This window comes from Rahnella bonaserana, assembly GCF_019049675.1.
GTDB classification, from domain to species: Bacteria; Pseudomonadota; Gammaproteobacteria; order Enterobacterales; family Enterobacteriaceae; genus Rahnella; species Rahnella bonaserana.
Genome location: NZ_JAFMOW010000055.1, coordinates 21890 through 48312, shown reverse-complemented (window position 1 = coordinate 48312; position 26423 = coordinate 21890). Strand labels below are relative to the sequence as shown.

21 protein-coding genes and 4 tRNA genes are annotated in these 26423 nt (G+C 52.7%); 6 read left to right on the top strand and 19 right to left on the bottom strand.

The window, feature by feature from the left end; all coding sequences use genetic code 11:
* Positions 1–56: 56 nt before the first annotated feature.
* Together lptM and J1778_RS05630 are read right to left on the bottom strand one after the other, a co-directional pair.
* Positions 57–260: an LPS translocon maturation chaperone LptM gene (lptM, locus tag J1778_RS05635; RefSeq protein WP_112290268.1), complete on the bottom strand. Its 204-nt coding sequence runs from the start codon at positions 258–260 to the stop codon at positions 57–59.
* 158 nt (positions 261–418) lie between these two features.
* Entirely contained in the window at positions 419–2977 is a 2559-nt protein-coding gene (locus J1778_RS05630) for a class I adenylate cyclase (RefSeq protein ID WP_217172340.1), read from the bottom strand.
* 330 nt (positions 2978–3307) lie between these two features.
* Here J1778_RS05630 and hemC point away from each other — a divergent pair, with 330 nt between their 5' ends.
* From hemC to hemY, 4 genes are read left to right on the top strand one after another with little or no spacing between them, the layout of a single operon-like run.
* The gene (hemC, locus tag J1778_RS05625; RefSeq protein WP_217172339.1) at positions 3308–4249 is read left to right on the top strand and encodes a hydroxymethylbilane synthase; all 942 of its coding nucleotides are present in this window, start codon (positions 3308–3310) and stop codon (positions 4247–4249) included.
* Positions 4246–4995, top strand: coding sequence for a uroporphyrinogen-III synthase (gene hemD, locus J1778_RS05620; protein WP_217172338.1), 750 nt, complete (start codon positions 4246–4248; stop codon positions 4993–4995). The genes hemC and hemD overlap by 4 nt, the downstream gene beginning before the upstream one ends.
* 13 nt (positions 4996–5008) lie before the next feature.
* A complete protein-coding gene (gene hemX, locus J1778_RS05615; RefSeq protein WP_217172337.1) occupies positions 5009–6160 on the top strand; it encodes a uroporphyrinogen-III C-methyltransferase in 1152 nt (383 codons plus the stop codon).
* Between the two features lie 3 nt (positions 6161–6163).
* The gene (hemY, locus tag J1778_RS05610) at positions 6164–7360 is read left to right on the top strand and encodes a protoheme IX biogenesis protein HemY (protein WP_217172336.1); all 1197 of its coding nucleotides are present in this window, start codon (positions 6164–6166) and stop codon (positions 7358–7360) included.
* Positions 7361–8073: 713 nt separating this feature from the next.
* Here hemY and J1778_RS05605 read toward each other — a convergent pair.
* The 17 genes from J1778_RS05605 to trxA all read right to left on the bottom strand — a co-directional run bounded on the left by J1778_RS05605 (position 8074) and on the right by trxA (position 23449).
* Positions 8074–8150, bottom strand: a tRNA-Pro gene (locus J1778_RS05605).
* A gap of 59 nt (positions 8151–8209) precedes the next feature.
* Positions 8210–8295 (bottom strand) — tRNA-Leu (locus J1778_RS05600).
* Between the two features lie 29 nt (positions 8296–8324).
* Positions 8325–8400 (bottom strand) — tRNA-His (locus tag J1778_RS05595).
* 68 nt (positions 8401–8468) lie between these two features.
* Positions 8469–8545 (bottom strand) — tRNA-Arg (locus tag J1778_RS05590).
* 143 nt (positions 8546–8688) lie between these two features.
* The gene (thrP, locus tag J1778_RS05585; protein ID WP_217172335.1) at positions 8689–10083 is read right to left on the bottom strand and encodes a bifunctional threonine/serine APC transporter ThrP; all 1395 of its coding nucleotides are present in this window, start codon (positions 10081–10083) and stop codon (positions 8689–8691) included.
* Between the two features lie 240 nt (positions 10084–10323).
* Positions 10324–11064 carry a lipopolysaccharide N-acetylmannosaminouronosyltransferase gene (gene wecG, locus J1778_RS05580; RefSeq protein ID WP_217172334.1) on the bottom strand — a complete coding sequence of 247 codons (741 nt, stop codon included), beginning with the start codon at positions 11062–11064 and terminating at the stop codon, positions 10324–10326.
* Complete coding sequence (gene wzyE / locus J1778_RS05575; RefSeq protein WP_217172333.1) at positions 11048–12427, bottom strand: ECA oligosaccharide polymerase; 1380 nt, start codon at positions 12425–12427, stop codon at positions 11048–11050. The genes wecG and wzyE overlap by 17 nt, the downstream gene beginning before the upstream one ends.
* Positions 12424–13506 carry a TDP-N-acetylfucosamine:lipid II N-acetylfucosaminyltransferase gene (locus J1778_RS05570; protein ID WP_217172332.1) on the bottom strand — a complete coding sequence of 361 codons (1083 nt, stop codon included), beginning with the start codon at positions 13504–13506 and terminating at the stop codon, positions 12424–12426. Before J1778_RS05570 ends, wzyE begins: the two co-directional genes overlap by 4 nt.
* Complete coding sequence (gene wzxE / locus J1778_RS05565) at positions 13503–14753, bottom strand: lipid III flippase WzxE (RefSeq protein ID WP_217172331.1); 1251 nt, start codon at positions 14751–14753, stop codon at positions 13503–13505. Before wzxE ends, J1778_RS05570 begins: the two co-directional genes overlap by 4 nt.
* A 1-nt stretch (position 14754) precedes the next feature.
* Entirely contained in the window at positions 14755–15885 is a 1131-nt protein-coding gene (gene rffA, locus J1778_RS05560; protein WP_217172330.1) for a dTDP-4-amino-4,6-dideoxygalactose transaminase, read from the bottom strand.
* 4 nt (positions 15886–15889) lie between these two features.
* On the bottom strand, positions 15890–16600 hold the full coding sequence (rffC, locus tag J1778_RS05555; protein ID WP_217172329.1) for a dTDP-4-amino-4,6-dideoxy-D-galactose acyltransferase: 711 nt from the start codon (positions 16598–16600) through the stop codon (positions 15890–15892).
* Positions 16591–17853, bottom strand: a complete 1263-nt coding sequence (gene wecC, locus J1778_RS05550; RefSeq protein WP_217172328.1) for a UDP-N-acetyl-D-mannosamine dehydrogenase — start codon at positions 17851–17853, stop codon at positions 16591–16593. The genes rffC and wecC overlap by 10 nt, the downstream gene beginning before the upstream one ends.
* Complete coding sequence (gene wecB, locus J1778_RS05545) at positions 17850–18980, bottom strand: non-hydrolyzing UDP-N-acetylglucosamine 2-epimerase (RefSeq protein ID WP_217172327.1); 1131 nt, start codon at positions 18978–18980, stop codon at positions 17850–17852. The genes wecC and wecB overlap by 4 nt, the downstream gene beginning before the upstream one ends.
* Positions 18977–20029, bottom strand: a complete 1053-nt coding sequence (gene wzzE, locus J1778_RS05540) for an ECA polysaccharide chain length modulation protein (protein ID WP_217172411.1) — start codon at positions 20027–20029, stop codon at positions 18977–18979. The genes wecB and wzzE overlap by 4 nt, the downstream gene beginning before the upstream one ends.
* A 44-nt stretch (positions 20030–20073) precedes the next feature.
* Positions 20074–21159 (bottom strand): UDP-N-acetylglucosamine--undecaprenyl-phosphate N-acetylglucosaminephosphotransferase, encoded by a 1086-nt coding sequence (wecA, locus tag J1778_RS05535; protein WP_217172326.1) that lies wholly within the window; start codon positions 21157–21159, stop codon positions 20074–20076.
* A gap of 288 nt (positions 21160–21447) precedes the next feature.
* Positions 21448–22707 carry a transcription termination factor Rho gene (rho, locus tag J1778_RS05530; RefSeq protein ID WP_013577536.1) on the bottom strand — a complete coding sequence of 420 codons (1260 nt, stop codon included), beginning with the start codon at positions 22705–22707 and terminating at the stop codon, positions 21448–21450.
* A gap of 415 nt (positions 22708–23122) precedes the next feature.
* Positions 23123–23449 carry a thioredoxin TrxA gene (gene trxA / locus J1778_RS05525; RefSeq protein ID WP_013577537.1) on the bottom strand — a complete coding sequence of 109 codons (327 nt, stop codon included), beginning with the start codon at positions 23447–23449 and terminating at the stop codon, positions 23123–23125.
* Between the two features lie 117 nt (positions 23450–23566).
* On the opposite strand from trxA, the gene rhlB reads away from it, so the two are divergent.
* Together rhlB and gppA are read left to right on the top strand one after the other, a co-directional pair.
* On the top strand, positions 23567–24859 hold the full coding sequence (gene rhlB, locus J1778_RS05520; protein ID WP_013577538.1) for an ATP-dependent RNA helicase RhlB: 1293 nt from the start codon (positions 23567–23569) through the stop codon (positions 24857–24859).
* A 6-nt stretch (positions 24860–24865) separates the two neighbouring features.
* A complete protein-coding gene (gene gppA / locus J1778_RS05515; RefSeq protein WP_217172325.1) occupies positions 24866–26356 on the top strand; it encodes a guanosine-5'-triphosphate,3'-diphosphate diphosphatase in 1491 nt (496 codons plus the stop codon).
* Positions 26357–26423 lie beyond the last annotated feature (67 nt).

Below are 26423 nucleotides of genomic sequence, written 5' to 3'. Positions count from 1 at the left end.
GATGATCTCTTGAAGAAAGAGTTCCGGCAGTCTGCCCGAACCCCGGCACAGGCCGGTTAATCTCTGGAATTCGTCGTGAGATCTTCTGGTGATACACCTTTCTGCTGCGATGAACCGTCGTTAGCAGTACCTGGAACATTACTGGTTTTCTGAGTGGTTGATTTTTCCGGTGGTGGGAAATACAACGGCCCTTTCAGTCCGCAACCGGAGAGAGAAAATAATATCGTCGCGGCCAGAGACCAGCGTAAAGCGTTTTTCATTTTATGAATGCCCGTAATTCATGCGACCAAGCTCTCTATAATCGCAGGTGGATCATGAAAAGCAACAGGAATCGATAAAACACGCGAGCACATTTTCAGGGTTTAAACAGAAGGAAAGCCAGATATTCTGCCGCGTGTCCGGGATTGGGACAACTTTTCTAATGCAACTGAAATTGCTGTTTCAACCGGGAAGGTTCGACCTCAGTTTCAGGCAACGTGGCGCAGGCCGCCGATAACGCGTTGCTGCGAAACGGGATCACCTGAATGCGCTCATCAAGGGAAACAATCTGGTAGAACTGCGGCAGGTTAAAGTTGATAAAGCTTGAGCCATAAGTAAACCGGTCATGCGAGGAGGAGTAGAAGCGGCTGACGTCGCGCACCAGATCTTCTTTACTGCCTTCACAATGGTGATAAACCTCGACGCGGTTCGACTCATCGAGAATGTAGATGTTGAAACCGATATCGTCAGCGCTGTCTTCGAAGAAGAACTGAATAATCCCTTCACTGGCGTAGCCATCAATGACTGCCGGCAGATGTGCCTGGTCAGTCTGCAACTTCACCGACAATCCGTGCAGTTTGTTGTTGGAAATCGCGCCGTAGAACTCGATGGCGTTTTCCAGCTTCTGTACGGAAACACTCAGGCGTTCGAAGAACAGACCCCAGGTTTGTCCGGCAACGCGCACGGCTTTAAAACGGCCAGGTTCGAGACGCTTGCTGGAAAGGCGAAGCTCAATGCATTCCGACACCAGTTGCTGAACGCGCGTGCGGATAAGGCCACGCAAATGCTGGCTGTAGCAGAACACTTCCACCGATTCCGGCGGTGCGGCATCCTGATGCATTTTGCCCAGAATGGTTTTCAGCGCTTCCAGTACTGCCTGTTCACCGCTGAAGTGCAGCGTACGCACTTCGTTCCACGAGTTGCGATAAAGCAGGTCGATACTGCCGACCATACATTCCTGATTCTGCCCGAAGCTGAAAACATCCAGTTTACGGAAATCAAAATGCACCACCTGATTACGGAAGGCCGCGGTCGGATCGTGTTCCAGATTGACGATAATCGCTAAATGGCGAATCTCACAGGGGCTGTACAGCGCTTTTGGCGTCGGTGCCGCCAGACGCAGCGGGAAGTTATGCGAAACATCCGCCACCAGTTCGCGCAGTTTGGCGATATCACACAGACTGCCGCTTTTGATATGCAGGCGCGTAGTCGACGTCAGCAGACCGTTGAAATAGGCCCACGCCACCAGTTTGTTCAGGTAGCGGTTATATTCCAGCGGCTGATGGCTGACGATAGATTCCATCGACGGCGACTGGTTATACAGATACCAGCCGGTGCGATTCGCACGGCCAATCGGCACATGTATAAAGGTTAAATCGTTCTCAGACAGGTCAGGTGAAATCTGCGGGTTCACCAGCGTGACTTTGCCCGGCAGCGCTTCAAAAGCGGCGTACAACTTACGGGTCAGCACGCCGATATCCTGCGGGCTGGCGCTGACGCTTAAATTGTTGCGACGGGCAAAGCGGATCAGGTTGCGATAGCTTTGCATCATGGCATCGAGCAGTTCGTTATGCGCTTCACGCACACGCTCGATTTTCCAGTTCGCCCGGTTATCCAGAATAGCCAGACGTTCTTCGTCCCAGCCCCATTCCGCCACCAGCTGACTGAGAATTTCACGACGCCAGCCGACGGATGCCCGTGCGCGGGACAGTTTTTCGCAGACTTTTAAATAGAAACAGCGGCGGACTAAATCAAGGCGGGTGGTGTCTTCAATCTGGGTGAGATAGCGGGTCACGCGGTCGAGCATCATACAATAGGAATCAAGCCCGAAGCAGACGATCTCCCCCTGATGCAGACGCTGTTTAATGTCCATCGCCAGCAACTGGGTTTGCGGGTATTCCCACGAATAGGCTTCCAGCAACAGCGTTTTGAGCACGGCTTTATAAGGCGAATCGATACTTTTATACAGCTGCCACAGACTCGCGCCGAAATACTCTTCCGCCGAAAGTGTGCTGAGGCCGCCCAGATCCAGCCATTCATTTGGCGTCAGGGCGCCCTGCGCGTATAGCGAAAGGACGTATTCGTCGTAATGCGCTTCTTCTTCGCCCGGCACCATATTCCACAGAATACGCTTACCGGCCATGCGCACCGCGGTGCGATAGAATTCGTCGAGCAATAAGATGTGCTGCGTTGAACCGCAGTCTTCCCCGCCCAGGCTGCCACTTTCATTATGGCGGAAGCGGTTTTCGTCGATCAGGAAGAAGCTGACTTCAACGCCCAGCGAGGCCGCCCATTTTTCTAACAGGCTGCATTTTTGCTGTAAGCGGTTGCGTTCTTCGTTATCGAGCCAGGACTGATGGCAGACCCAAATATCCAGATCAGAACTTTGGCTCTGACCGATTGAGGAGGTACTACCCATCGAATAGATGCCGGTGACAGGCAATTCGCCTTTCACTGTGGGCTCAAGCGCGCTGCCCCATTTCTCTTCGAGGTCAGTCAGATAGGTTTGCTGGGCTTCATCAGGCGTGAAAATGCAGATACCATGCGGAACCTTACCTTCAAGGTATCCCGGCATCAGAGGGTGATGTTGATGTAAAAAGACAGGAAGCAGCGTGTAGACCTGTTGAAACGCAGGACCCATGGCTGCCAGTGCACGATCGACTCGTAACTGGTTGATCGCATCCAATCTTTGCTTCAATGTCTCGATGTAGAGGTACAAGACGTTTCGCCTGATTATACAGTGTCTGGAAATAACCCCGTTCCAAATCCGTCATTTATCGTGATGCTTATGCTTTGAACAATCGGAATTGTGCAAATAGTTGACGAATAATTGCTGGAAACGTGATCAATTTAACACCTTGCTGATTGACCGTAAAGAAAGTAACGCACCACAATTACTCTTCCGCTTCTCTGGATTTTACCGTCTGTTCCACAAAGGAACAATTCCCCGCAGTGACCGTTAACCTTCTTTTACGAATGGCTTCTTACGCTGACAGCTTTCTATTGTCAGTGGTAGGATGGTCGCAGAGACAGTTAAACGGTAACAAACATGTTAGACAAAATCATTCGAATTGCCACCCGCCAGAGCCCGCTGGCTCTGTGGCAGGCACAATATGTTCAAAGCCAGCTGATGGCCTGTCACCCCGGTTTGCAGGTGGAACTGGTCCCAATGGTCACCAAGGGCGATATCATTTTAGATACCCCGCTGGCCAAAGTGGGTGGCAAAGGTTTGTTCGTCAAAGAACTCGAACTGGCAATGCTCGATGGCCGCGCGGATATTGCCGTGCATTCCATGAAAGATGTGCCGGTTGAATTCCCTGAAGGCCTGGGTCTGGTCACGATTTGTGAACGCGAAGACCCGCGTGATGCTTTCGTCTCAAATCAATACGCCAGCCTGGCGGATCTGCCCCACGGCAGTATTGTCGGCACATCAAGCCTGCGCCGTCAGTGCCAGCTGCGCCAGAAGCGTCCGGATCTGGTGATCCGCGATCTGCGCGGCAATGTAGGCACCCGCTTATCCAAACTCGATAACGGCGAATACGACGCCATTATTCTGGCCGTCGCCGGGCTCAAACGCCTGGGTCTTGAGAGCCGTATCCGTACAGCGCTGACGCCGGAAGAGTGTCTGCCCGCTGTCGGACAAGGTGCCGTCGGCATCGAATGCCGTCTCGACGATCACATCACCCGCGAATTACTCGCGCCACTGGCACACCGCGAAACCACGGTACGCGTTGAGGCTGAACGCGCCATGAATATGCGCCTCGAAGGCGGTTGTCAGGTGCCGATTGGCAGCTACGCTGAACTCAATGGCGACGAACTGTGGCTTCGCGCACTGGTTGGCGCACCCGATGGCAGCCAGATGGTATCCGGCGAACGTCGCGGTGCTGCCGCAGACGCGGTCAGCATGGGCGTGGAGCTGGCCGAAGAGCTGCTGGCCAACGGTGCACGTGAAATTCTGCAAGAGGTCTATCAGGGGAACACTCCCCGATGACCATTCTGGTTACCCGCCCCTCTCCGGCAGGAGAAACGCTGGTTACCCGGCTGCGGACACTGGGCCGGGTAGCCTTTCATTCCCCGCTGATTGAATTTGCGCCGGGGAACCAGCTCGCAATGCTGCCGAACCTGCTATCCTCATTAAATCAGCAGGATCTGGTGTTTGTACTCTCTCAACATGCCGTGAACTACGCCGATCGCGCATTACGTCAGTCTGCCACCCGCTGGCCGGATAACGTCAGCTATTATGCGATTGGCCGCACCACAGGCCTGCTGTTTCATCGTGCCAGCAGTCTCCCGGTTATCTATCCGCAGGAGGGTGAAACCAGCGAGACGTTATTGAATCTCCCGGCGCTGCAGCGCATTCAGGGCAAAAAAGCGCTGATATTGCGGGGCAATGGCGGAAGGGAATTGCTGGCCGAAACACTCACGGAACGCGGCGTTGAAGTGACCTACTGCGAGTGTTATCAGCGCAGCCCGGTTTACTACGATGCCAGCGAACAGAGCGCCCTCTGGCAACGCGCCGGAATTGATACGCTGGTCGTGACCAGCGGAGAAATGCTGCAACAGTTGTACGAATTAGTTCCTGAATACTACCGAAATTCATGGTTACTGCGCTGTAACCTGGTGGTGGTCAGTGAACGTTTGGCAACCCTCGCCCGCCAGCTTGGCTGGAGCGCAATTAGGGTTGCAGAAAATGCAGACAATGATGCGCTGATCCGCGCATTACAACTACCTGACTAAGGGATGTGCCAAAATGACGGAACAAAAAAATCCTTCCGCGCCGGATGAGAATGTTGTGATCTCCCCAGCGGTTGAGAGCCCCCAGCCAGACGCTTCAGAACGTGACCAGGAGCTGAAAACGCTGCGTAAAAAGCAACGTACCGCGCCGGTATTAGGCGCTATTGCGATTGTATTAGTGATCGCGCTTGGTGCAGGTCTTTACTATCACGGCCACCAGCAATCGCTGGCGCAGGCCTCCGCCAATGCGGCGCTTTCCGAACAGCTTGATGCCCTGCAAAAAAGCCAGCAACAGGATAAGCAGCAAATCGCTTCCCTGCTCGCTCAGCAGGATAAGACTGAGCAGGCAGCTGATCGCCAGCAGGCGTCGTTTGGTCGTCAGCTGAATGAATTACAAGATAAAGTCGCCAGTATTTCCGGCAGCGATGCCAAAACCTGGTTACTGGCTCAGGCCGATTATCTGGTGAAACTGGCCGGTCGCAAACTGTGGAGCGATCAGGATGTCACCACCGCTGCCGCTCTGCTGAAAAGTGCCGATGCCAGCCTCGCGGATATGAATGACCCAAGCCTGATTGACGTGCGCCGCGCCCTGAACGAAGACGTGGGCAGTCTTTCTGCCGTCGCGCAGGTCGATTTCGACGGTATCATTCTCAAGCTGAATCAGCTGTCAAATCAGGTGGATAACCTGCGTCTGGCCGATAATGACACCGATGATTCCCCGATGGACAACGACAGCTCAAGCCTTTCCAGCTCACTGACCGAATGGCGTCAGAACCTGACCAAAAGCTGGCACAACTTTATGGATGACTTCATTACCATCCGCCGCCGTGATTCCAGCGCAGAACCGCTGCTTGCGCCGAATCAGGATGTGTATCTGCGCGAAAATATCCGCTCACGTCTGCTGATTGCCGCACAGGCCGTTCCGCGTCATCAGGATGAAGTCTACAAGCAGTCACTGGAAAGCGTATCGACCTGGGTTCGCGCCTATTTTGATACGTCTGACCCGTCAACCAAAGCCTTCCTGGAAGAACTGGATAATCTCAGCCAGCAATCCATTTCAATGGATGTACCGGACGAGCTGAAAAGCCAGCCGATGCTGGAGAAACTGATGCAGACCCGCGTGCGTAACCTGCTCCAGCAGCCCGCCGCCGCCACACAAGGGGAATAACGCATGTTAAGAGTCTTCGTGTTATTCCTGATCGTGTTTGCCGGGATTATCGTCGGCCCGATACTGGCCGGCCATCAGGGTTATGTGCTGATCCAGACCGACAATTACAACATTGAAACCAGCGTCACCGGTTTAGCCATAATGCTGATCGTGCTGATTCTGGTGCTGTTCTTTATTGAATGGATCCTGCGACGCATTCTGCGTACCGGTGCGCGTACCCGCGGCTGGTTTGCCGGACGCAAAAGCTCTAAAGCGCGTAAGCAAACTAACGCTGCGATGCTCAAACTGGCAGAAGGCGATCATCGCCAGATGGAGAAACTGCTGGCACGCAATGCCGATCATGCCGAACAACCGGTAGTGAACTATTTACTGGCAGCAGAAGCGGCGCAGCAGCGCGGTGATGACATCCGCACCAATCAGTATCTGGAACGCGCGGCGGAAATTGCCGATACCGATCAGATGCCGGTGGATATTACCCGTGTGCGTATTCAACTGGCGCAGGGTGAAATCCATGCCGCGCGCCACGGCGTTGACCGTTTGCTCGGGCAGTCGCCACGTCATCCGGAAGTTTTACGTCTGGCGGAACAGGCGTATCTGCGTACCGGCGCCTACGGTTCACTGCTGGAAATTTTACCGTCGATGGCTAAAGCCGGCGTCCGTAATGACGATGAAATCCGCGTCCTTCAGGAACAGGCTTATATCGGCATGATGAATCAGCTGATGGCAGAAGAAGGCAGCGAAGGTCTGAAACGCTGGTGGAAAGATCAGAGCCGCAAAACCCGCCATGAAGTGGCATTGCAGGTGGCAATGGCGACGCATCTGATTGAATGCAACGATCAGGACCTGGCTCAGGAAGTGATCCTCGACGGGCTGAAACGTCAGTATGACGATCGTCTGGTCGCGCTGATGCCGAAATTGCGTTCGGGTAATCCTGAGCAACTGGAAAAAACACTACGTCAGCTCATTAAGCAAAATGGCACAACGCCGCTACTGAGCAGCACGTTGGGTCAGTTGCTGATGAAACACGGTGAATGGCAGCAGGCCAGCGAAGCGTTCCGTGAAGCGCTGAAACAACGTCCTGACGCGTATGACTATGCGTGGCTGGCCGATGCGCTGGATAAGCTGCACAAACCGGCTGAAGCGGCTGAGATGCGCCGTGAAGGATTGATGCTGACCCTGAATAATTCACAGCAACCGTAATAAAATTGCTGTCTGCTAAAGGCTCCTTCGGGAACCTTTTTTATATCATCAATACTTATACCCCAAATCATTTGAGTTGCAGAAAGGCGGCAAACGCAGGAATCCCGATGAGCTGACTTAAGTCAGTGATTCGGGTGACTAAGAGCAGCCAACACATCTGCAGCTCAAAGGATGCCGGGGTATGGGCAAAAAAAAACACCTGCATATGGGCAGGTGTATAAAACAATCAGGTCCAGGACAACAGATTTAGTGCCTCACTCAACGTTTTGCCTTCTGGATGATAGCGCTTGCGCGTTATCGGTCAGGATGACAATAGGCACTGTAAATTGGCTCTGCGTCATTCCCAGGTTTATGAAGCCGGAGCAAACATAATAGGTGGAATGAGCATCTACGGCGGGAATATTGCAGGACGCATGCCAGGATGGCAAGAGTCTGTTGAGAATTTTTTATTCTACTGATAATTAAAGACTTTATTTTTGTTAAATCTCAGCACTCAATTTCTGCAAAGCCAGAGACCGTCCGGCAAACCGCCATTCTGTCGCCAGTGAACGACGTGTGAATGTCAGCTTTGGTTAGGCTTTATTTATCAACAAGATAAATGTCTCCTGAGAGAGACAGGCCTGTAGCGGAATGTCGCGGATAAACAACAGGGTGAGTTGAGAAACTCCAGACGAAAAAAAACCTGCTTTAAAAAAAGCAGGTTTCTTCGAATGTGGTCGGCGAGAGAGGATTCGAACCTCCGACCCACTGGTCCCAAACCAGTTGCGCTACCAAGCTGCGCTACTCGCCGATGTCGTGCATCTTACTACTTTCTGATGCTAACTGCATCATTTAAATGAAATTTGTGTGTGGTGCGAAGGGAGGGACTCGAACCCTCACATCCGAAGGACACTAACACCTGAAGCTAGCGCGTCTACCAATTCCGCCACCATCGCATGTCACAATCACAAAATCATTTTTAGAGTGGGGTGGCTAATGGGGCTCGAACCCACGACAACTGGAATCACAATCCAGGGCTCTACCAACTGAGCTATAGCCACCATATCTCTAACTACTAACGTGAACTGCCAGACTTCAACATTTCACCGCAACTCTAGCGCATACTAAATGGTGCGCCCGACAGGATTCGAACCTGAGACCTCTGCCTCCGGAGGGCAGCGCTCTATCCAGCTGAGCTACGGGCGCTTAGCGCCGTTGCGGGTGGGGATACTACGGTTTTAACGCTTGGCTGTCTAGTGCTTTTTTTCAGAAATATTGCGTTTGATTACGCTTTATCCAATACGCATTAAAAGTAAGCGCCTTCCCTTCCCCACCCATGACTTACAGCGTTATTTTGCTTTTTCCGCCGTCAGCGCGGCACGTTTGTGCATGCCGAGGCCGAAGTATATCAGCGACACCGCCGCGATGAAAATCCCACCCACCAGCAACGAAACGCGGGTATCCGGATTAATCGCCATACCGACCAGCACACACGCCAGGAAAAGCAGCGTCAGATAGTTGGTATAAGGGAAGAGAACCGATTTAAACGGATGGTTTTTCAGTTTCTCTTTATGCGCCTCACGAAAACGTAACTGGCTGATCAGCACCACAAACCACGGCACCATGCCCGGCAATACGCTGGCACTGTAAACGTACACGAACACTTTCTCAGGATTCGGAATGATGTAGTTCAGGCACGAACCGACCAGCAGACACAAAATCGTGATCGCTATGCCATAAACCGGCACACCGCTTTTGGAGACATTGCTCAGAAACGCGGGCAACTGACGATTCTGCGATAACGCATATAACATACGTCCGCAGCTGTACATGCCGCTGTTACAGCCCGAGAGCGCCGCCGTCAGTACCACGAAGTTGATAATGCCCGCCGCTGAAGCGATACCAATCTTCGCAAAAGTCAGGACAAACGGGCTACCGTGCGTGCCCATTTCGTTCCACGGGAAGATGGTGATAATAACGAAAATCGCGCCAACGTAGAAAATCAGGATACGCCACAGGATGTTATTGATGGCGCGTTTGAGAGTGACCTGCGGATTCTTCGCTTCACCGGCGGTAATCCCCACCAGTTCCACGCCCTGATAGGATGCCACCACAATACAGAGCGCAAACAGGAAGCCTTTCCAGCCACCGGCAAAGAAGCCGCCGTGCGCGGTCAGATTCGCAAAGCCCACCGGCTCGCCATGATTACCAAACCCGAAGAAAATCACCGCCAGTCCGACCACGATCATCACAATGATGGTGGTGATTTTGATCAGCGCAAACCAGAACTCCATTTCGCCATAGAGTTTCACCGCCGCAAGATTTGCCGCCGCAACAATCGCCACAGCAGCCAGCGCGGGGATCCACTGTGGTAAATCCGGGAACCAGTATTGCGCGTAAACGCCAATTGCGGTGATTTCGGAAATCCCCACCGCTATCCACATGAACCAGTAACTCCACGCGGTGAGATAACCGTAATACGGCCCGAGATATTTATGCGCATAAACCGCAAACGAACCGGCGACCGGCTCAAGATGCAGCATTTCGCCCATTGAGCGCATGATAAAGAAGACGAACACACCGGCCAGAATGTACGCCAGTAACACTGACGGCCCGGCCCATTTCAGGGTGCTCGCCGCGCCCATGAATAATCCGACACCGATGGTGCCGCCCAGCGCAATCAGCTCGATATGTCTCGCTTCCAGCCCCCGGTGTAGCCCACCCTTTTCTTCTTTATTCTCCATAGATCCTCAATTTCTCTCTCATTGTGTTTGCCTTCCGGAATGACCGGAATGTTATTTTTATTGTGATGATGCCCGTATAGGGCGGAAAAACGGCGTTATGGTTCCGTATTTCCCGACGAGTTGCAAACGCCTATTGAGAAAGATAAGCATTGATCCGCAAAGCGGACAGGAAACACAGGCAAGAGAAGTGAAGAAATGAGAGGTGACGCGCCGTCCTGAAGATTCAAAACGGCGGATTTATTACAGACGACCGGTGTAGTAATAACGGACGAATTTAAGCAGTTTGAGCTGACGACGCAAACGGCTGGGCTGCAAAATAAGACGATAGAGCCATTCCAGCCCCATTTTTTGCCAGATTTTTGGCGCACGTTTAACGTGGCCGGTGAAAACGTCGTAGGTGCCTCCGATGCCCATATAGAGCGCATCCGGATGAACCAGACGGCAATCACGCATCAGGATTTCCTGTTTCGGCGAGCCCATTGCCACCGTCACAATCGCTGCCCCGCTGCTTCTGACGCGTTCGAATAACGGGCCACGCTGCGCCGGCGTAAAGTAGCCATTCTGGCTGCCGACAATATTGACGTTCCACTGCGTGCGCAGCTTTTCTTCTGTTTGTTCCAACACTTCAGGTTTGCCGCCGATCAGAAAGACCGGCGTTCCTTCACGACCCGCACGCTCCATCAGCCCTTCCCAGAGATCAGCACCGGCGATACGGGAAACCTGTGCCTGCGGGTATTTTCGGCGGATGGCCCGCACAATGCTGATGCCATCGGCATATTTGTATTCCGCGCGGCCAATCAGCTCACTCATTTCCGGATTACTTTCGACAGTCAGCACTTTCTCTGCATTCATCGCCACCAGCGCACCGGCTTTCACCTTGTGACCAGCAAAAAGGTAATCGAGAAAATGCGCCATATTACGAAAGCCCCAAAGGCGGATCCCGCGAATGTCGTATTGCGGAACGTTATTCTCCAGATTCATGTCTCTTCCTTACTGCCAGCGGCTCCATGAGGTTTTTTCTGCGGGGTATTTTGGCACGTATCAGCCCGGCGGCGTCAAACATCCAGTACAGCAATTTGGCCATCACCAGGCACGCGCCGAAAACGACACAGAAAAAAACCACCCGTGAGAAGAAGGAATCCACGCCTTCGCGGGCCAGTACAATCATATTAAAGACCGCACCGAAGCAAAAACTTTGCAGGATGGCGGCCTTGTAGCGGTTGGTATCTGCTTTGCCTTTTTCGTACAACCAGTCGAACCATTTGATGATCATACCCACCGCCACTGCACCCAGCGGAATAAACCACACACCGCCCATCACGACCAGTGAGCCAATCAGCGTCGGTGAAATCGCCAGACCGGAATGGTTATTCAGCACTTCCCAGGTGAAATAGTTGGCCGAGTTGAGCACCACGCCAGGGCGATCGTGCCACAGCCAACTGGGGATAAAGACGTAGAAATCACGAACAATCGGCGCCAGTCCCTGGAAACTGATTTTGTCGTAGTTTTGCAGTAACAGCCCCAGATTCTCCCACGGTGAGAAGGTATCGCGCGTGAGATAGAGGAACGTATAAATGGCTTCCGGACCGCTGACATTCAGACCGTAGCGTTTCAGCGCCAGCCAGAACATCCCGACGATACCCAGCACGCCCGCCACCGCCAGCATCCATAAGCTGATCCAGCCGCGGACAATGCCGATAAACAAAAACAGAGCAAAGGCGATAATGATATTGGCACGGGTTCCGCCGACAATGATGTACGTCAGGAAACCAAACGCCACTGTACTGGCGAGGAAAAACAGCCAGCGGCGCACGTCAGGTTTGAGGAAAAAGACCACCAGCATGGCCGGAATAAAGAAGTAGAAGAAGCGCTTGAGCGCCACGCCGGAAACATCGCTGGAGAATATCTGGCTGTACGACTTGAGCTTAAACAGCAAAAAGCCGTTATGCGCAAAGAAAATTGAAACCGTCACTACCGCAATCAGCGCCAGCAACATCCAGGTGAGATGGGTTTCCACACGGTTCATGGTAAACAGCGGGCGTGAAGGTCCGTCACGTTTTGCCTTCAGCCGTGTTTTATAGCTGACGTAATAAATGCCGTAGAAGCAAGTGGCAGCCAGCATGGCCTGCAACAGGTTTTCAACCGGCACCACTTTCACGTCAAACTGGAAAACCAGCATACAGGTCAGCGGGAAGCCGAAATAGAACGTCAGTAGATAGAGCAGTGAAAACAAGACGTTAAAGTTGAAACGTACGCGGCGAAACTCTTTATACGTCAGAGTCAGAATGAACAGCAGCGAGAACGCATACACCAGTGACAAGCCACCGAGCTGTGTCAGCGTCATGATGCCTCTCCCGCCGCCAGCTGCAAGGCCTGCTGCCAGCCCGCAATGTAATTCGGGTTAAAGAAGGCGATATTTTGGCGGTCAGCGCTCAGCAACTGACGGCGTGCTTCTGCTACCGTTTTTGCATCCAGCGCATCACCGTAAAAAAGCACCGGCAAATGTTGCTCAGCCAGATCCTGCCAGAACGGATTCTGACGGCTGACGACGAACGGCACGCCGAACTGGATAAGCAGACACTGCGTACCAATGCCCTGCTGGCGATCGAAAATAAAGTACCCCAGCGAACAGCGACGCAACACGTTGAGATAGTCGTCAAACGCCATTGCGCCGGTCATCAGTTCAACGTTTTCAGGCGCAAAAAGTTTTAATGCCTCAGCGCGGACCTGCTCAATATATGTCTGGTTATTGGCCGGATAGCCCATCGGGATAATCACCCGGATATCAGCACCGAACTGCTGATGCAACGAACGCAGCGCTTCAATATGGCGGTTAGTGCGATCGCCGGAATTACCGACAAGAACCGTCATCGGCCCTTCGGGTCCGGGCATATCCGCAGGCTGCGTCAGAGCCGGATCCATCCGCGTCGGGAAATAGAGCAGGGAAGACGGTACGCGGGGATGATGCTGATGGAAGTGGATCAGGTCGCCGCGGGTGGCAAAAACATGTCCGATACGCCCCTGCGCCAGACGACGCATCAGATAGAACAGTCGGAATTTCAGACCGCCCGCCGATTCATAAAGGTCTGCGCCCCAGATATGCCAGCTGACCTGTCGCGCTTTAATTTTGCCGGTCAGCAATGCCAGCCAGAGTGTCGGATTAAACTGGCCGTGGAAGAAAAAGTGATGCGTCCGTTCCTGCGCACGGGAAATCACCGCCGCCGCCAGCGTCTTTTTATCCGGATAAACGCGAATATCCAGACGCGTGAATTCAGCAAATACTGAGGCATCCGCCGCCGCGACCATAAAATGACAAATCAGCTTTTCTGGCGCGCATTCGGCCAGTACATCATTAAAAAAGCGCAGTACGGTGACATTATGGTGGGGAATGTCAGATCCCAGAACGTGAATCAGCGTTGTCATGCTCGTCTACGATAGATAACAAATACGGTGCAGCACAGGGTGAAATAGACGATATAGGTCGCCATATAGGCCTGTGCAGCGCCAAGAGAACCGTGTATCGGGATCAGCCAGTGAGAGAATCCCGTCAGTAACGCGAACTGGCTGATTTCAGTCAGCACGTAAAAGCGCAATGACGCTCTGGCGATCACCAGATACCCAAAAACATACGAACCGACTTTCAGCACATCGCCGACCAGCTGCCAGGCGAACAAATCGCGCATCGCGATAAATTGTTTTGAAAACAGCAGCCAGATAGCGAAGTCGCGCAGCAGCCAGACGGTAAAACTGACAGCGGCCACGGCAGGTAAAACGAATTTCAGCGATTTCACAATCTCGCGCGTGACATCCCGTTTATCGGTCAGGCGCGATAACGTCGGCAACAGATACACGCTGAAAGAGGCGGTAATGAACTGCAAATAGGCATCGGAAATGCTGCTGACACCCTGCCAGATCCCCACATCTTTCCAGCTGTAATGCTCCGCCAGCAGATTTCGCATCATCACATACGCCACCGGCAAGGTAACGGAGGTGATCAGCGCCATCAGCGTAAATTTGCCCAGATGGCTGGCGATAAAGCGATCCCAGCCCGGCTTTAAATAGTGAAGCGGAAAAGATTTTCGCCGCCACAACATACCGCCCGCAGGCAGGATAACCAGCGCCGGCACCAGCGCCAGTCCGGCCAGCGCGCCTTCATAGCCGCCCAGTTTAAAGCACAGCAGATAGGCCAGAAGACCCATCAGGCTGCCGCCGATCACCGCCAGCGCGTTACCCATGGCATCCCGGTAGCCTTTCAGGATCGCCTGAAAATAGTTAGCGTAGGCGATACCCATCTGAATAAAAGCCACGAAGCGGACAACCGCCTGATAGCGGTCATGACCGAACAGCCCGACACTCACCGGCCCGGCGGCCAGCAGAAAAACGGCCGCCAGTACCGTCGAGAAAGCTAAAATCAGCGTGGAAGACGTACCGAGAACGGCTTTGAGTCGCTCCGGGTTTTCATGATGTTCAGCGACATATTTGGTAACGCCGTTGAAAATTCCGGCACCGGATAGCACACCCAGTACGGTCACCAGCTGGCGGAAATTCCCCGCCTGCCCGACACCATCAGGCCCAAAAGCCACCGCCAGCATTTTAACCACCAGCAGCCCGGCACCGATTTTAATCAGCGTGGAACCGGCGGTCCAGACAGACGCTTTTGCCAGCGACATATCAGGCGAAATATTGCAGCATGGCCGCAATTACCGTGCGCTGCGTGTCGTCGGTCATGTTATAGAACAACGGCAGTCGCACCAGACGTTCGCTCTCTTTTGTGGTGAAACGATCGACACCAGAGAAACGACCAAAATCTTCACCCGCCGGACAGGCGTGCAGCGGGATGTAATGGAATACAGTCAGGATATCCGCCGCTTTCATGTGTCGAATAAACGCGTCGCGGTCTTCGATATCGTTCAGGCGAACATAGAACATATGAGCATTCTGCACGCAATCCTGCGGGACCGAAGGCAACTGAACACGACCTGCGTCGGCCAGATCCTGCAACGCTTCGTAATACTCATTCCAGATACTCAGACGGCGCTGGTTAATCTTTTCAGCGGCATCGAGATTTCCCCACAGATACGCGGCCTGTAAATCGGACATCAGATAGCTGGAACCGATATCGCGCCAGGTGTATTTATCCACCTGCCCGCGGAAGAACTGGCTGCGGTTAGTGCCTTTTTCGCGAATGATTTCAGCACGGTCAATCAGCGCCGGATCGTTAATCAGCGTTGCCCCACCTTCGCCACCCGCAGTGTAATTCTTGGTTTCGTGAAAACTGAAACAGCCGATATGACCGATTGTACCCAGCGCTTTGCCTTTATATGTCGACATCACGCCCTGCGCCGCGTCTTCCACCACAAACAGACGATGCTTTTCGGCCAGCGCCATAATGGTGTCCATTTCACAGGCCACACCGGCGTAATGTACGGGAACAATCACTTTGGTTTTCTCAGTGATCGCCGCTTCAATCTGGGTTTCGTCGATATTCATGGTGTCTGGACGGACATCAACAAACACGATTTTGGCACCACGCAGCACAAACGCATTGGCAGTCGAGACAAAGGTGAAGCTCGGCATAATCACTTCGTCGCCGGGCTGAATATCCAGCAGTAACGCGGCCATTTCCAGCGATGCGGTACAGGATGGCGTCAGCAAGACTTTCGGGCAGTTAAAACGCTGCTCAAACCACTTCTGGCAACGCAGAGTGAATCCGCCATCGCCACACAGTTTGCCGCTGCTCATCGCCTCGCGCATGAAATCAATTTCAGTACCCACAATCGGTGGCGCATTAAAAGGGATCATCGTTTCACCTGTACAACCAGTACGCCGTGCGGGTGACTTTGCCACCGCTGGCGAGATAAAGATTTAAGGCCGCGAGATTGCCGGTTTGCGTGGCGACATACAACCGCGACACGCCCTGTTCAGCACACCATTTTTTCGCAGCCGCCATTAACTTTTTGCCCGCTCCCTGCCCCTGATACTCAGGTCTGACAGCCAGCAGGCCAATTCTTACTTCATCTTCGGACAAACGTCGCAGCGTGACAAAGCCCAGCCCGTTGCCCTGTTCATCATCTGCCCACAGGCAAAGGTGATCAAAGGTGCCGAGAACCGCTTTTTCAGCCCACATCGCGTAAAAACGCGCGCTGTCTTCCGGCTGATACCAGGGTGCGCGAAAACGACTGAGGCGAAATGCCTGACGCGCAATCGCGGTCACATCGGGGATGTCTTCCGGCGCTGCCAGACGCCCGGCCGGCCGCGCGTTATCCTGCGGCGTCACCGTCACACAAATGTCCGTTTCACCTTCTGCCAGCCGGAAGCCCAGCGCCGAAAGCACATCCAGCGTATGCGTTTCTGACGCATCCACTTTCGCCTGCACCAGCGCATAGTCGTCCAGCGCCTGTGCCGTGAGCTCAGCCGCTGTGGCATCCGGTGTCAGTCGCGCGCTTTTAAGCTGGAAGAAATCACTCTCCCAGACCAGAGGTTCAAGCTCACCACGTAACGGCAGATTTATCGCCATACGCCTTTGGTATCCACAATCCAGGATTGCTGAATCTGATCGGCGGGGATCGCTTTAAACGGTTTGTGATCAACCAGCATCACCAGCAGATCGGCTTCTTTCAGCGCACGATCAACAGGCTGTAACGTAACTTTTTCCGCGAGTGAAGCCGGAAGCTGATGAACATTAGGTTCAACCGCCCAGGTTTCTCCTGAATGCCAGTCAGCGATCAGATGGGTTACTTCAACTGCCGGACTTTCGCGCAGATCGTCAATATTCGGTTTAAACGCCAGCCCGAAGCAGGCGATTTTGATATCAGCAGCGCGCTTGCCGGTCGTGGTCAGGCAATCCGCCAGCGCCGCTTTCACACGGTCCACGACCCAGTGCGGTTTGCTGTCGTTCACTTCACGAGCCGTGCGGATCATCCGCGCCAGCTCAGGGTTTTGTGCCACGATAAACCACGGATCAACCGCAATACAGTGGCCGCCGACGCCCGGACCGGGCTGTAAAATATTCACGCGCGGATGGCGGTTTGCCAGGCTGATCAGCTCCCAGACGTTAATCCCCTGCGCATCGCAAATAAGTGACAGCTCGTTTGCAAAGGCAATGTTCACGTCACGGAAACTGTTCTCGGTCAGCTTGCACATTTCAGCGGTGCGGGAATTGGTGATCACACATTCGCCTTCGAGGAAAATGTTATACAAATCGCTGGCACGCTGTGAACACAACGAAGTCATGCCACCAATCACGCGGTCATTTTTAATCAGCTCAACCATCACCTGCCCCGGCAGCACACGTTCCGGACAGTAGGCGATATTGATATCAGACTGCTCACCGGCCTGCTGTGGGAAACTCAGATCGGAACGGGATTCTGCCAGCCACTGCGCCATTTGCTCTGTCGCACCGACCGGTGAAGTGGATTCCAGAATAATCAGGTCGCCTTTCTTCAAAACCGGCGCCAGTGAACGGGCGGCAGATTCGACGAATTTCATATCCGGCAAATGATCGCCTTTAAATGGCGTTGGCACGGCAATCAGGAACGCATCAGCCGGTTCAGGCTGCGTCGTTGCGCGCAGGAAACCTTCTTCAACCGCACGCTTTACCAGCACATCAAGGTCTGGCTCAACAATATGGATAGCCCCGCGGTTAATGGTCTCCACGGCGTGCGGATTAATATCCACACCCACTACTTTTTTCCCGCGGGAGGCAAAAGCGGCGGCGGTAGGTAAACCGATATAACCCAGGCCAATAACAGAAATAGTGTCAAAACTCATTGTGGTACCCAATGATTTTTCAAAGCGTCAAGAATGTGGCGACAGGCATGCCCGTCACCGTAAGGATTGTGCGCCCGGCTCATGCTGTTGTATTCGTTTTCATCGTTCAGCAGGCGATTCACTTCCTCTACTATTTTAGCGGGATCTGTCCCCACCAGCCGCACGGTTCCGGCATCAACCGCTTCCGGACGTTCGGTGGTTTCACGCATCACCAGAACCGGTTTGCCCAGCGACGGCGCTTCTTCCTGCACGCCACCGGAATCGGTGAGGATCAGATACGCTTTATCCATCAGATAGACAAACGGCAGATAGTCTTGCGGGTCAATAAGAACAATATTATCAATGCCTTGCAGAATTCGGTTCACCGGTTCACTGACGTTCGGATTGAGATGCACCGGGTAAACAATTTGTACGTCGGGATGCTGACGGGCAATGTCCGCCAGCGCCGAGCAAATGCGCTCAAAACCTTCCCCGAAACTTTCGCGACGGTGGCCGGTGACCAGAATCAGCTTTTTAGCGGCATCAAGGAACGGGTAGCTATCTGCCAGTTGCTGGGCCAGCGACGCATCACTGCTAAAGCGATCACGCACCCACAGCAGCGCATCAATCACGGTATTGCCGGTGACAAAAATGCCCTGCGGAGCAATATTCTCCTGCTGCAAATTTGCCCGGGCGTTTTCCGTGGGGGCGAAATGCCATCTGGCCAGATGCCCGGTCAGCAGGCGGTTGCCTTCTTCCGGCCAGGGAGAAGAGAGGTCACCGGTTCGCAATCCTGCCTCGACATGACCAACAGGGATCTGGTGATAAAATGCAGCAAGGCTTGCTGACAAGGTGGTTGTCGTATCACCATGCACCAGCACCACATCCGGCTGGAATTCATCCAGCACAGGTTTCAGTCCGGTCAGGATGCGGCTGGTAATTTCAGTCAGCCCCTGCCCCGGTTTCATGATGTTAAGATCATAATCCGGTGTAATTTCAAAGAGGCGTAATACCTGGTCCAGCATTTCACGGTGCTGAGCCGTGACACAAACTTTGGATTCAAAAGCCGCATCCTGCGACAAAGCGAGCACCAGCGGAGCCATTTTAATGGCCTCCGGACGGGTGCCGAAAATCGTCAACACTTTCACAATGTGTTTCTCTTATTTTTACGGCGAGTCAGGGCCACGCCAGCCCCGATTAGACCACCGACAATGCCCCACATAATCATCAGTAATACCCTGCGGGGACTGTCACGTTTCACTGGTTCTTCCGGCGTTCTCAGATAACGATAGGTCTGGAATTTCGCAGTGAGCGTAGGGCCGACATTCAGCGTTGAAAGCATCGCGCGGTTCTGGTCGTAATCGAGATCAAATCCCGGACCGGACGCCTGCAATAATTCCAGTCGCGCTTTTAACATCGGTACACCCAGCAGGAACATATCGGAATTTGGCAGCTCTTCGGCAGGGGTATCGGTCACACTTTTATTGATATTTTGCTGCTGAGCTATCTTAAGTGCCTGTTCGGTGTTGTTCATCGTGCGGGCGAAAACAGCCTGCGCCACGGCTTCCTGACGCTTCACCTGGGCTTTCATGGACTGTGTACGAGCCGCCCAGGCACCTTCCAGTTCATCATATAAATGCTGTGCCGCGCGATGACTGGCGAAATCAACATACTGACGCAGCAGCTTATTGGCGTCAGGTGCGTTTTCCGCTGTCAGCTTAACAATGTCATTCGGCACTTTTGCCGCATCACGCGCCGTAAACTGAATGTCGTTGATCAGTTCATCGAGCAAAACGGCATCAGCACGCGGGTCATTCTCCTGACGCTGCTTGTAATAAGGACTTTGCATCCAGAAATCACGGCGTGTGTCGTACGCTGCCAGCTGCATAACAAACTCGTTATACGCTTCATCAGAAATCGCCGGACGGTTAACGTCCGATTGCGGTGCATTTCGGATATCTAAATTGCGCAGGAACTGTGCCTGGGAGTAATAGGAAGACAGATTGTTCACCGTTGGACGATCGGTGATCGCCGTGGAACTCCACTCCTGTTTCATCAGATAAGACGAACCTAATGCCACCAAAGCAAAAAGTATCGCCAGGCCAGCAATCCAGAATTTACCTTTCCATAGCGTGCAGCACAGGCCGCGAATATCGAGTTCATTCTCGATGTCGTGTTCGTTCTGGTTTCTGATCATTTCTGGTTTATCCACAGCCAGTATGCCCCTGCTTAAGAGAGTGATTATTGATTGGAGGAACGACGCAAACGCCTTTTAATACGTTTAATAAACCGCGCCACACGCCAGGCGTGCTTGATGCAGATCCCATACAACAGGAAGGCAACAAAAAATAAGGCCAGCATGATCCATTCAGGGACGAAACTCAGGTGCTCGCCAATCACGCCGACGCCCGCGAGGAGCGCTGCCGCTAATGTGATCAGAACAAAGGCCTGCCGGGAAGTAAAACCTGCCCGCATGATCAAATGATGAATGTGCTGGCGGTCAGCAGAGAACGGGCTCATTCCTTTGCGCAAACGGCGATACATGATGGCAACCATATCCATCAGCGGAATGGCGATAAGCCAGAGCGCGGTCACCGGATTCATAGGATGGGATTCGCCTTGCGTACTTTGTAAGAGGATCCAAATCACGGTGAATCCAATCAGTGTGCTGCCCGCATCGCCCATAAAGACTTTATAGCGCGGCCCTAATACACCCAGATTGAGCAAGATATAAGGAACAATGGCGGCAATCATCGCAAAGCACCAGAGCGCCAGCTCCATATGCCCGCTGTCATACATGATGATGCCTAGCGAGCCGAAGCTGACACAAGACAGGCCACCCAGTAATCCGTCGATACCATCGACCATATTAAAGGCATTGATCGCGGCCCATACGGCAAACAGTGTGATGAGATAACCAAACGGACCTAATACCATTTCCCACGGGCCAATCAGATGACCAAGGCTGCGCAGATTGAGATTAGCAAAACTCATCATGGCGATAGCGACGACGGCCTGAACCATGGCGCGGGTTTTGACACTGATATCGTAACGGTCATCCAGCGCACCGACGAGCACCAGCAAACCGGCGCAGGCCAGATACAACTTGCCATGTGGAATGGTGTAATTGGTGATCAGAAAGGCGAAGCAAACGCCGGCATAGACAGAAATGCCGCCTACCAGCGGGATCAGACCCTGGTGACGCTTACGAAAATTGGGTTTATCAACGAGTCCTATTTTATTCGCGACCTTACGGGCAACGAACAAAAAGAGGAATGAAAATACGAAGACAACAGCTAGCTCAGTACTCATATTGAGTAAATTCACAGTTAAGAGATCTCTTCTGCAAAAATAAGGTGCGGGGGATCGAAAACATCATAAACCTCACAGCCTTAAATCATATCCTATGGTGACAGTTATGGTTTTGTCTCGGGCAAGACCTTATCTGCTGCCATTTCTCGGGCAATCTACCGACAAAGTAAAGAAAGGGCATGTGAAAAACCATCAGCTATTATCCGAATAGTCTGACAATCTTCCCAAAGTAGCATTATGGTAGCTACCTAAAGCAAAAAACGCCACGACTGAGCGTGGCGTTAGACTGAGTTTTGCACCGAATTACGAACGTTTCATCATATCGAAGAAGTCGTCATTGGTTTTGGTCATGGCGAGCTTGTTAATGAGGAATTCCATCGCATCAATCTCACCCATCGGATGAATGATTTTGCGCAGGATCCACATTTTTTGCAGCTCTTCAGACGTGGTCAGCAGCTCTTCTTTACGGGTACCCGAACGATTGTAGTCAATCGCAGGGAATACACGTTTTTCCGCGATTTTACGCGCCAGATGCAGTTCCATGTTGCCGGTACCTTTAAATTCTTCATAGATAACTTCATCCATTTTAGAACCGGTATCGACCAGCGCCGTAGCGATGATGGTCAGGCTTCCGCCCTCTTCCACGTTACGTGCAGCACCGAAGAAACGTTTTGGACGGTGCAGGGCGTTGGCGTCCACACCACCGGTCAGGACTTTACCTGAAGCAGGAACCACGGTGTTGTAGGCACGCGCCAGACGGGTGATGGAGTCCAGCAAGATAATAACGTCTTTCTTATGCTCAACCAGACGTTTCGCCTTCTCGATAACCATTTCGGCTACCTGAACGTGACGGGATGCAGGTTCGTCAAAGGTAGAAGCGATAACTTCGCCTTTTACCAGACGTTGCATCTCGGTCACTTCTTCCGGACGTTCGTCAATCAGCAGAACCATCAGTACGCAATCAGGATGGTTGTACGCAATGCTGGTCGCGATATTTTGCAGCAGCATGGTTTTACCGGCTTTCGGCGGCGCAACAATCAGACCACGTTGGCCACGGCCAATTGGAGACGCTAAGTCAAGTACGCGAGCGGTTAAATCTTCTGTTGAACCATTACCACGTTCCATACGCAGACGTGAATTTGCATGCAGAGGGGTTAAGTTTTCGAACAGGATTTTGCTGCGGGCGTTTTCTGGTTTGTCGTAGTTAACTTCGTTAACTTTCAACAGGGCAAAATAACGTTCACCTTCTTTAGGTGGGCGGATTTTACCGGAAATGGTGTCGCCAGTGCGAAGGTTGAAGCGGCGGATTTGGCTTGGAGATACGTAGATGTCGTCGGGGCCTGCGAGGTAGGAACTGTCTCCGGAGCGGAGGAAACCAAATCCATCCTGCAATATCTCCAGTACGCCATCACCGAAGATGTCTTCTCCGCTTTTCGCATGCTGCTTCAATATTGAAAAGATAATGTCTTGCTTGCGCATGCGGGCCTGGTTTTCCAGTCCCATATTTTCGCCGAGTGCAATCAGGTCAGAGACCGGCGTATTCTTTAATTCGGTAAGATTCATAATGGTGGGTTCTTAAACTCGGGGTATGTCTCGAACATCTGTCGTGAATGGGTATGGCAGGGTCATCCATGCCTGTTTATTGTATGACACTTAAATAACAGCCCAGAAATCCAGCCGCAGGCAGTCGCACGCGGGCGATTCTTGAGGGGTAATGCTGATATTGAAGGTGTCTTAAAGCCGATTTTGTCAAAACCGTTAGATGGTCAAGCACAGTGCCAGTTCAATTTAATTATTATTCAAAGAAACTTTATAGGCAGATGTTTTTGACACAACAGAGTAAAACGTAAGAATCAAACTACAGGTAAGCTCTATTTGCAGTAAGGGTAAACTTAGCACGCTTCTCGACAGGCGTCTAGCGGACAATGTGAAAAACACGGCAGCCCGCTAAACACCTGGCTTGGGTCATCCCGACCGATTACAGATTAGCTGTTAAGAACTCTTTCAGCTGACCTTTCGACAGTGCGCCAACTTTAGTTGCTGCGACTTCGCCGCCTTTAAATAACAGCAGGGTAGGAATACCACGGATGCCGTATTTAGGTGCAGTACCTGGATTTTCATCGATATTCAGTTTCGCGATGGTCAGCTTGCCTTCGAACTCAGTGGCAATTTCATCCAGAATTGGAGCGATCATCTTACATGGTCCGCACCACTCTGCCCAAAAATCGACCAGCACCAGCCCTTCGGCTTTCAATACGTCGTTGTCGAAACTGTCATCGGTCAGGTGAATAATTTTATCGCTCATGTTTACTCCAAAGGATTATCTTTACCTTGTTGATGTAGCATTAACCAACATCAGGTTGACTTTATTTCACCGGATACGCTTTCGTAAAGCAATAGTTAGCTGATATTCTACCACACTATGAGCAAAACACACTTGACCGAACAGAAGTTTTCCGACTTCGCCCTGCACCCGCTGGCAGTAGAAGCCCTTGAAAAGAAAGGGTTCCATTACTGCACGCCTATTCAGGCATTGGCATTGCCGATCACGCTCGCTGGGCGTGATGTTGCAGGTCAGGCGCAAACCGGTACCGGCAAGACGCTGGCTTTTCTAGCGTCTACTTTCCATTATCTGCTTTCTCACCCTGCTGCGGAAGGTCGTCAGACTAACCAGCCGCGTGCCTTGATCATGGCACCTACGCGTGAACTCGCGGTGCAGATCCACTCCGACGCCGAAGCATTATCTGAATCTACCGGACTGAAATTAGGTCTGGCCTATGGCGGCGACGGTTACGACAAACAGCTTAAAGTGCTGGAAAGCGGCGTGGACATCCTGATCGGAACCACTGGCCGTTTAATCGATTACACCAAACAGAACCACATCGACCTGGGTGCGATTCAGGTGGTGGTGCTGGATGAAGCAGACCGCATGTTCGATCTGGGCTTCATCAAAGATATCCGCTGGTTGTTCCGCCGGATGCCGCCTGCCAATCAACGCCTGAACATGCTGTTCTCAGCAACGCTTTCCTATCGTGTGAAAGAACTGGCGTTCGAAAACATGAACAATGCCGAGTCGATTGAAATCGAACCGGAACAAAAAACCGGTCACCGTATTCAGGAAGAGCTGTTCTATCCTTCAAACGAAGAAAAGATGCGCCTGTTACAGACGCTGATTGAAGAAGAATGGCCAGACCGCTGCATTATCTTCGCGAACACCAAACATCGCTGTGAAGACGTCTGGGGCCATCTGGCTGCCGATGGTCATCGCGTTGGCTTGCTGACCGGTGACGTTCCGCAGAAAAAACGTCTGCGCGTTCTGGAAGATTTCACCAAAGGCACGCTGGATATTCTGGTTGCGACTGACGTTGCTGCCCGTGGTTTGCACATTCCTGCCGTGACGCACGTCTTTAACTATGACCTGCCTGACGACTGTGAAGACTACGTTCACCGCATTGGCCGTACCGGTCGCGCGGGCCTGAGCGGTCATTCCATCAGCCTTGCCTGTGAAGAATATGCCCTGAATCTGCCGGCGATTGAAACGTACACCGGCCACAGCATTCCGGTCAGTAAATACAACAGCGATGCGCTGTTAACGGATTTGCCTCCTGCAAAACGTCTTGCCCGCTCGCGTACCGGTAACGGCCCGCGTCGTAACAGCAATTCGTCTTCACGTCGCAGCAGTGCGCCACGTAGCAACCGTAAACGTCCGGGCTGATAACCTATGCTAAGCTCCACCTCACTGTATGCAGCGATTGATCTGGGCTCTAACAGCTTTCACATGCTGGTTGTTCGTGAGGTGGCAGGCAGTATCCAGACCCTCGCCAGAATTAAGCGCAAAGTGCGTCTGGCTGCCGGTCTGGATAAACAAAACCTGCTTTCTCAGGATGCAATGCAGCGCGGATGGCAATGCCTGAAGCTATTTTCTGAAAGATTGCAGGATATCCCCCGTGACCAAATCCGCGTCGTTGCTACCGCAACGCTGCGGCTTGCCAGTAATGCCGACGAATTTCTGGGCAAAGCGCAGGAAATTCTTGGCTGTCCGATTCAGGTCATCAGCGGTGAAGAAGAAGCGCGTCTGATTTATCACGGCGTTGCCCACACGACGGGCGGCCCGGATAAGCGTCTGGTAGTTGATATTGGTGGCGGAAGCACAGAGCTGGTCACCGGTGTCGGTGCGCAGGCCACTACGCTTTTCAGTCTTTCCATGGGCTGTGTGACCTGGCTTGAGCGTTATTTTGCTGACCGCAATCTGGCCAAAGAGAACTTCGATCAGGCTGAACAGGCCGCGATCGACATGATCCTGCCTGTGGCACCAGAGCTGATTGCCAATGGCTGGCAGATTTGCGTCGGGGCATCGGGTACCGTGCAAGCTTTGCAGGAAATCATGGTTGCTCAGGGCATGGATGAGCGCATCACGCTGCCTAAACTTCAGCAACTCAAACAGCGCGCCATTCAGTGCGGCAAACTGGAAGAGCTGGAGATTGAAGGCCTGACCCTCGAACGTGCGCTGGTTTTCCCAAGCGGACTGTCCATTCTGATCGCCATTTTCAAAACATTGAATATCGAAACCATGACACTTGCCGGCGGTGCGCTGCGTGAAGGTCTGGTTTACGGCATGCTGCATTTGCCGATTGAACAGGATATCCGCCAGCGTACGCTGCGAAATCTGCAACGCCGTTACCTGCTCGATAATGAACAGGCAGAACGTGTCGCCCAGCTCGCAGAGAATTTCTCGCTGCAGGTGGCTCAGGAATGGAAACTGGACGCCCGCGCCCGTGATTTACTCAACAGTGCCTGTCTGATCCATGAAATCGGGCTAAGTGTCGATTTCAAAAAAGCGCCTCATCATGCCGCGTATCTGATCCGGCATCTGGATCTGCCGGGCTTCACGCCCGCGCAGAAAAAGCTGCTGGCGACGCTTTTGCAAAATCAGAATGGAACGCTGGATTTACCGCTGCTTAATGAGCAAAACGCTCTGCCGCCGCGTCAGGCGCAACGTCTTTGCCGGATTATGCGACTGGCGATTATCTTTGCCAGCCGTCGCCGCGACGACACATTGCCTGCGGTGCGTTTACGCGCCAATGATGATGAACTGAGTGTGATTGTGCCGCAGGGCTGGCTGGAACAACATCCGCTGCGCGCTGAAGAGTTAGAGCAGGAAAGCCACTGGCAGAGTTATGTTCACTGGCCGCTGTTTGTCGAAGAGCAGTAACGCGTTAGTTTGAAATCATGAATAAAAGCAGAGAACTGAGTGATCAGTCTCTGCTTTTTTTTGTGGC

Excerpts from the sequence above, each read along its gene's own strand:
- hemC (WP_217172339.1), top strand. The coding sequence starts at position 3,308 with ATGTTAGACAAAATCATTCGAATTGCCACCCGCCAGAGCCCGCTGGCT.
- hemD (WP_217172338.1), top strand. The coding sequence starts at position 4,246 with ATGACCATTCTGGTTACCCGCCCCTCTCCGGCAGGAGAAACGCTGGTT.
- rffC (WP_217172329.1), bottom strand. The coding sequence starts at position 16,600 with ATGGCGATAAATCTGCCGTTACGTGGTGAGCTTGAACCTCTGGTCTGG.
- wecC (WP_217172328.1), bottom strand. The coding sequence starts at position 17,853 with ATGAGTTTTGACACTATTTCTGTTATTGGCCTGGGTTATATCGGTTTA.
- hemY (WP_217172336.1), top strand. The coding sequence starts at position 6,164 with ATGTTAAGAGTCTTCGTGTTATTCCTGATCGTGTTTGCCGGGATTATC.
- wzxE (WP_217172331.1), bottom strand. The coding sequence starts at position 14,753 with ATGTCGCTGGCAAAAGCGTCTGTCTGGACCGCCGGTTCCACGCTGATT.
- rho (WP_013577536.1), bottom strand. The coding sequence starts at position 22,707 with ATGAATCTTACCGAATTAAAGAATACGCCGGTCTCTGACCTGATTGCA.
- rhlB (WP_013577538.1), top strand. The coding sequence starts at position 23,567 with ATGAGCAAAACACACTTGACCGAACAGAAGTTTTCCGACTTCGCCCTG.
- thrP (WP_217172335.1), bottom strand. The coding sequence starts at position 10,083 with ATGGAGAATAAAGAAGAAAAGGGTGGGCTACACCGGGGGCTGGAAGCG.
- hemX (WP_217172337.1), top strand. The coding sequence starts at position 5,009 with ATGACGGAACAAAAAAATCCTTCCGCGCCGGATGAGAATGTTGTGATC.
- trxA (WP_013577537.1), bottom strand. The coding sequence starts at position 23,449 with ATGAGCGATAAAATTATTCACCTGACCGATGACAGTTTCGACAACGAC.
- rffA (WP_217172330.1), bottom strand. The coding sequence starts at position 15,885 with ATGATCCCTTTTAATGCGCCACCGATTGTGGGTACTGAAATTGATTTC.
- gppA (WP_217172325.1), top strand. The coding sequence starts at position 24,866 with ATGCTAAGCTCCACCTCACTGTATGCAGCGATTGATCTGGGCTCTAAC.
- wzyE (WP_217172333.1), bottom strand. The coding sequence starts at position 12,427 with ATGACGCTGACACAGCTCGGTGGCTTGTCACTGGTGTATGCGTTCTCG.
- lptM (WP_112290268.1), bottom strand. The coding sequence starts at position 260 with ATGAAAAACGCTTTACGCTGGTCTCTGGCCGCGACGATATTATTTTCT.
- wzzE (WP_217172411.1), bottom strand. The coding sequence starts at position 20,029 with ATGATCAGAAACCAGAACGAACACGACATCGAGAATGAACTCGATATT.
- J1778_RS05570 (WP_217172332.1), bottom strand. The coding sequence starts at position 13,506 with ATGACAACGCTGATTCACGTTCTGGGATCTGACATTCCCCACCATAAT.
- wecG (WP_217172334.1), bottom strand. The coding sequence starts at position 11,064 with ATGAATCTGGAGAATAACGTTCCGCAATACGACATTCGCGGGATCCGC.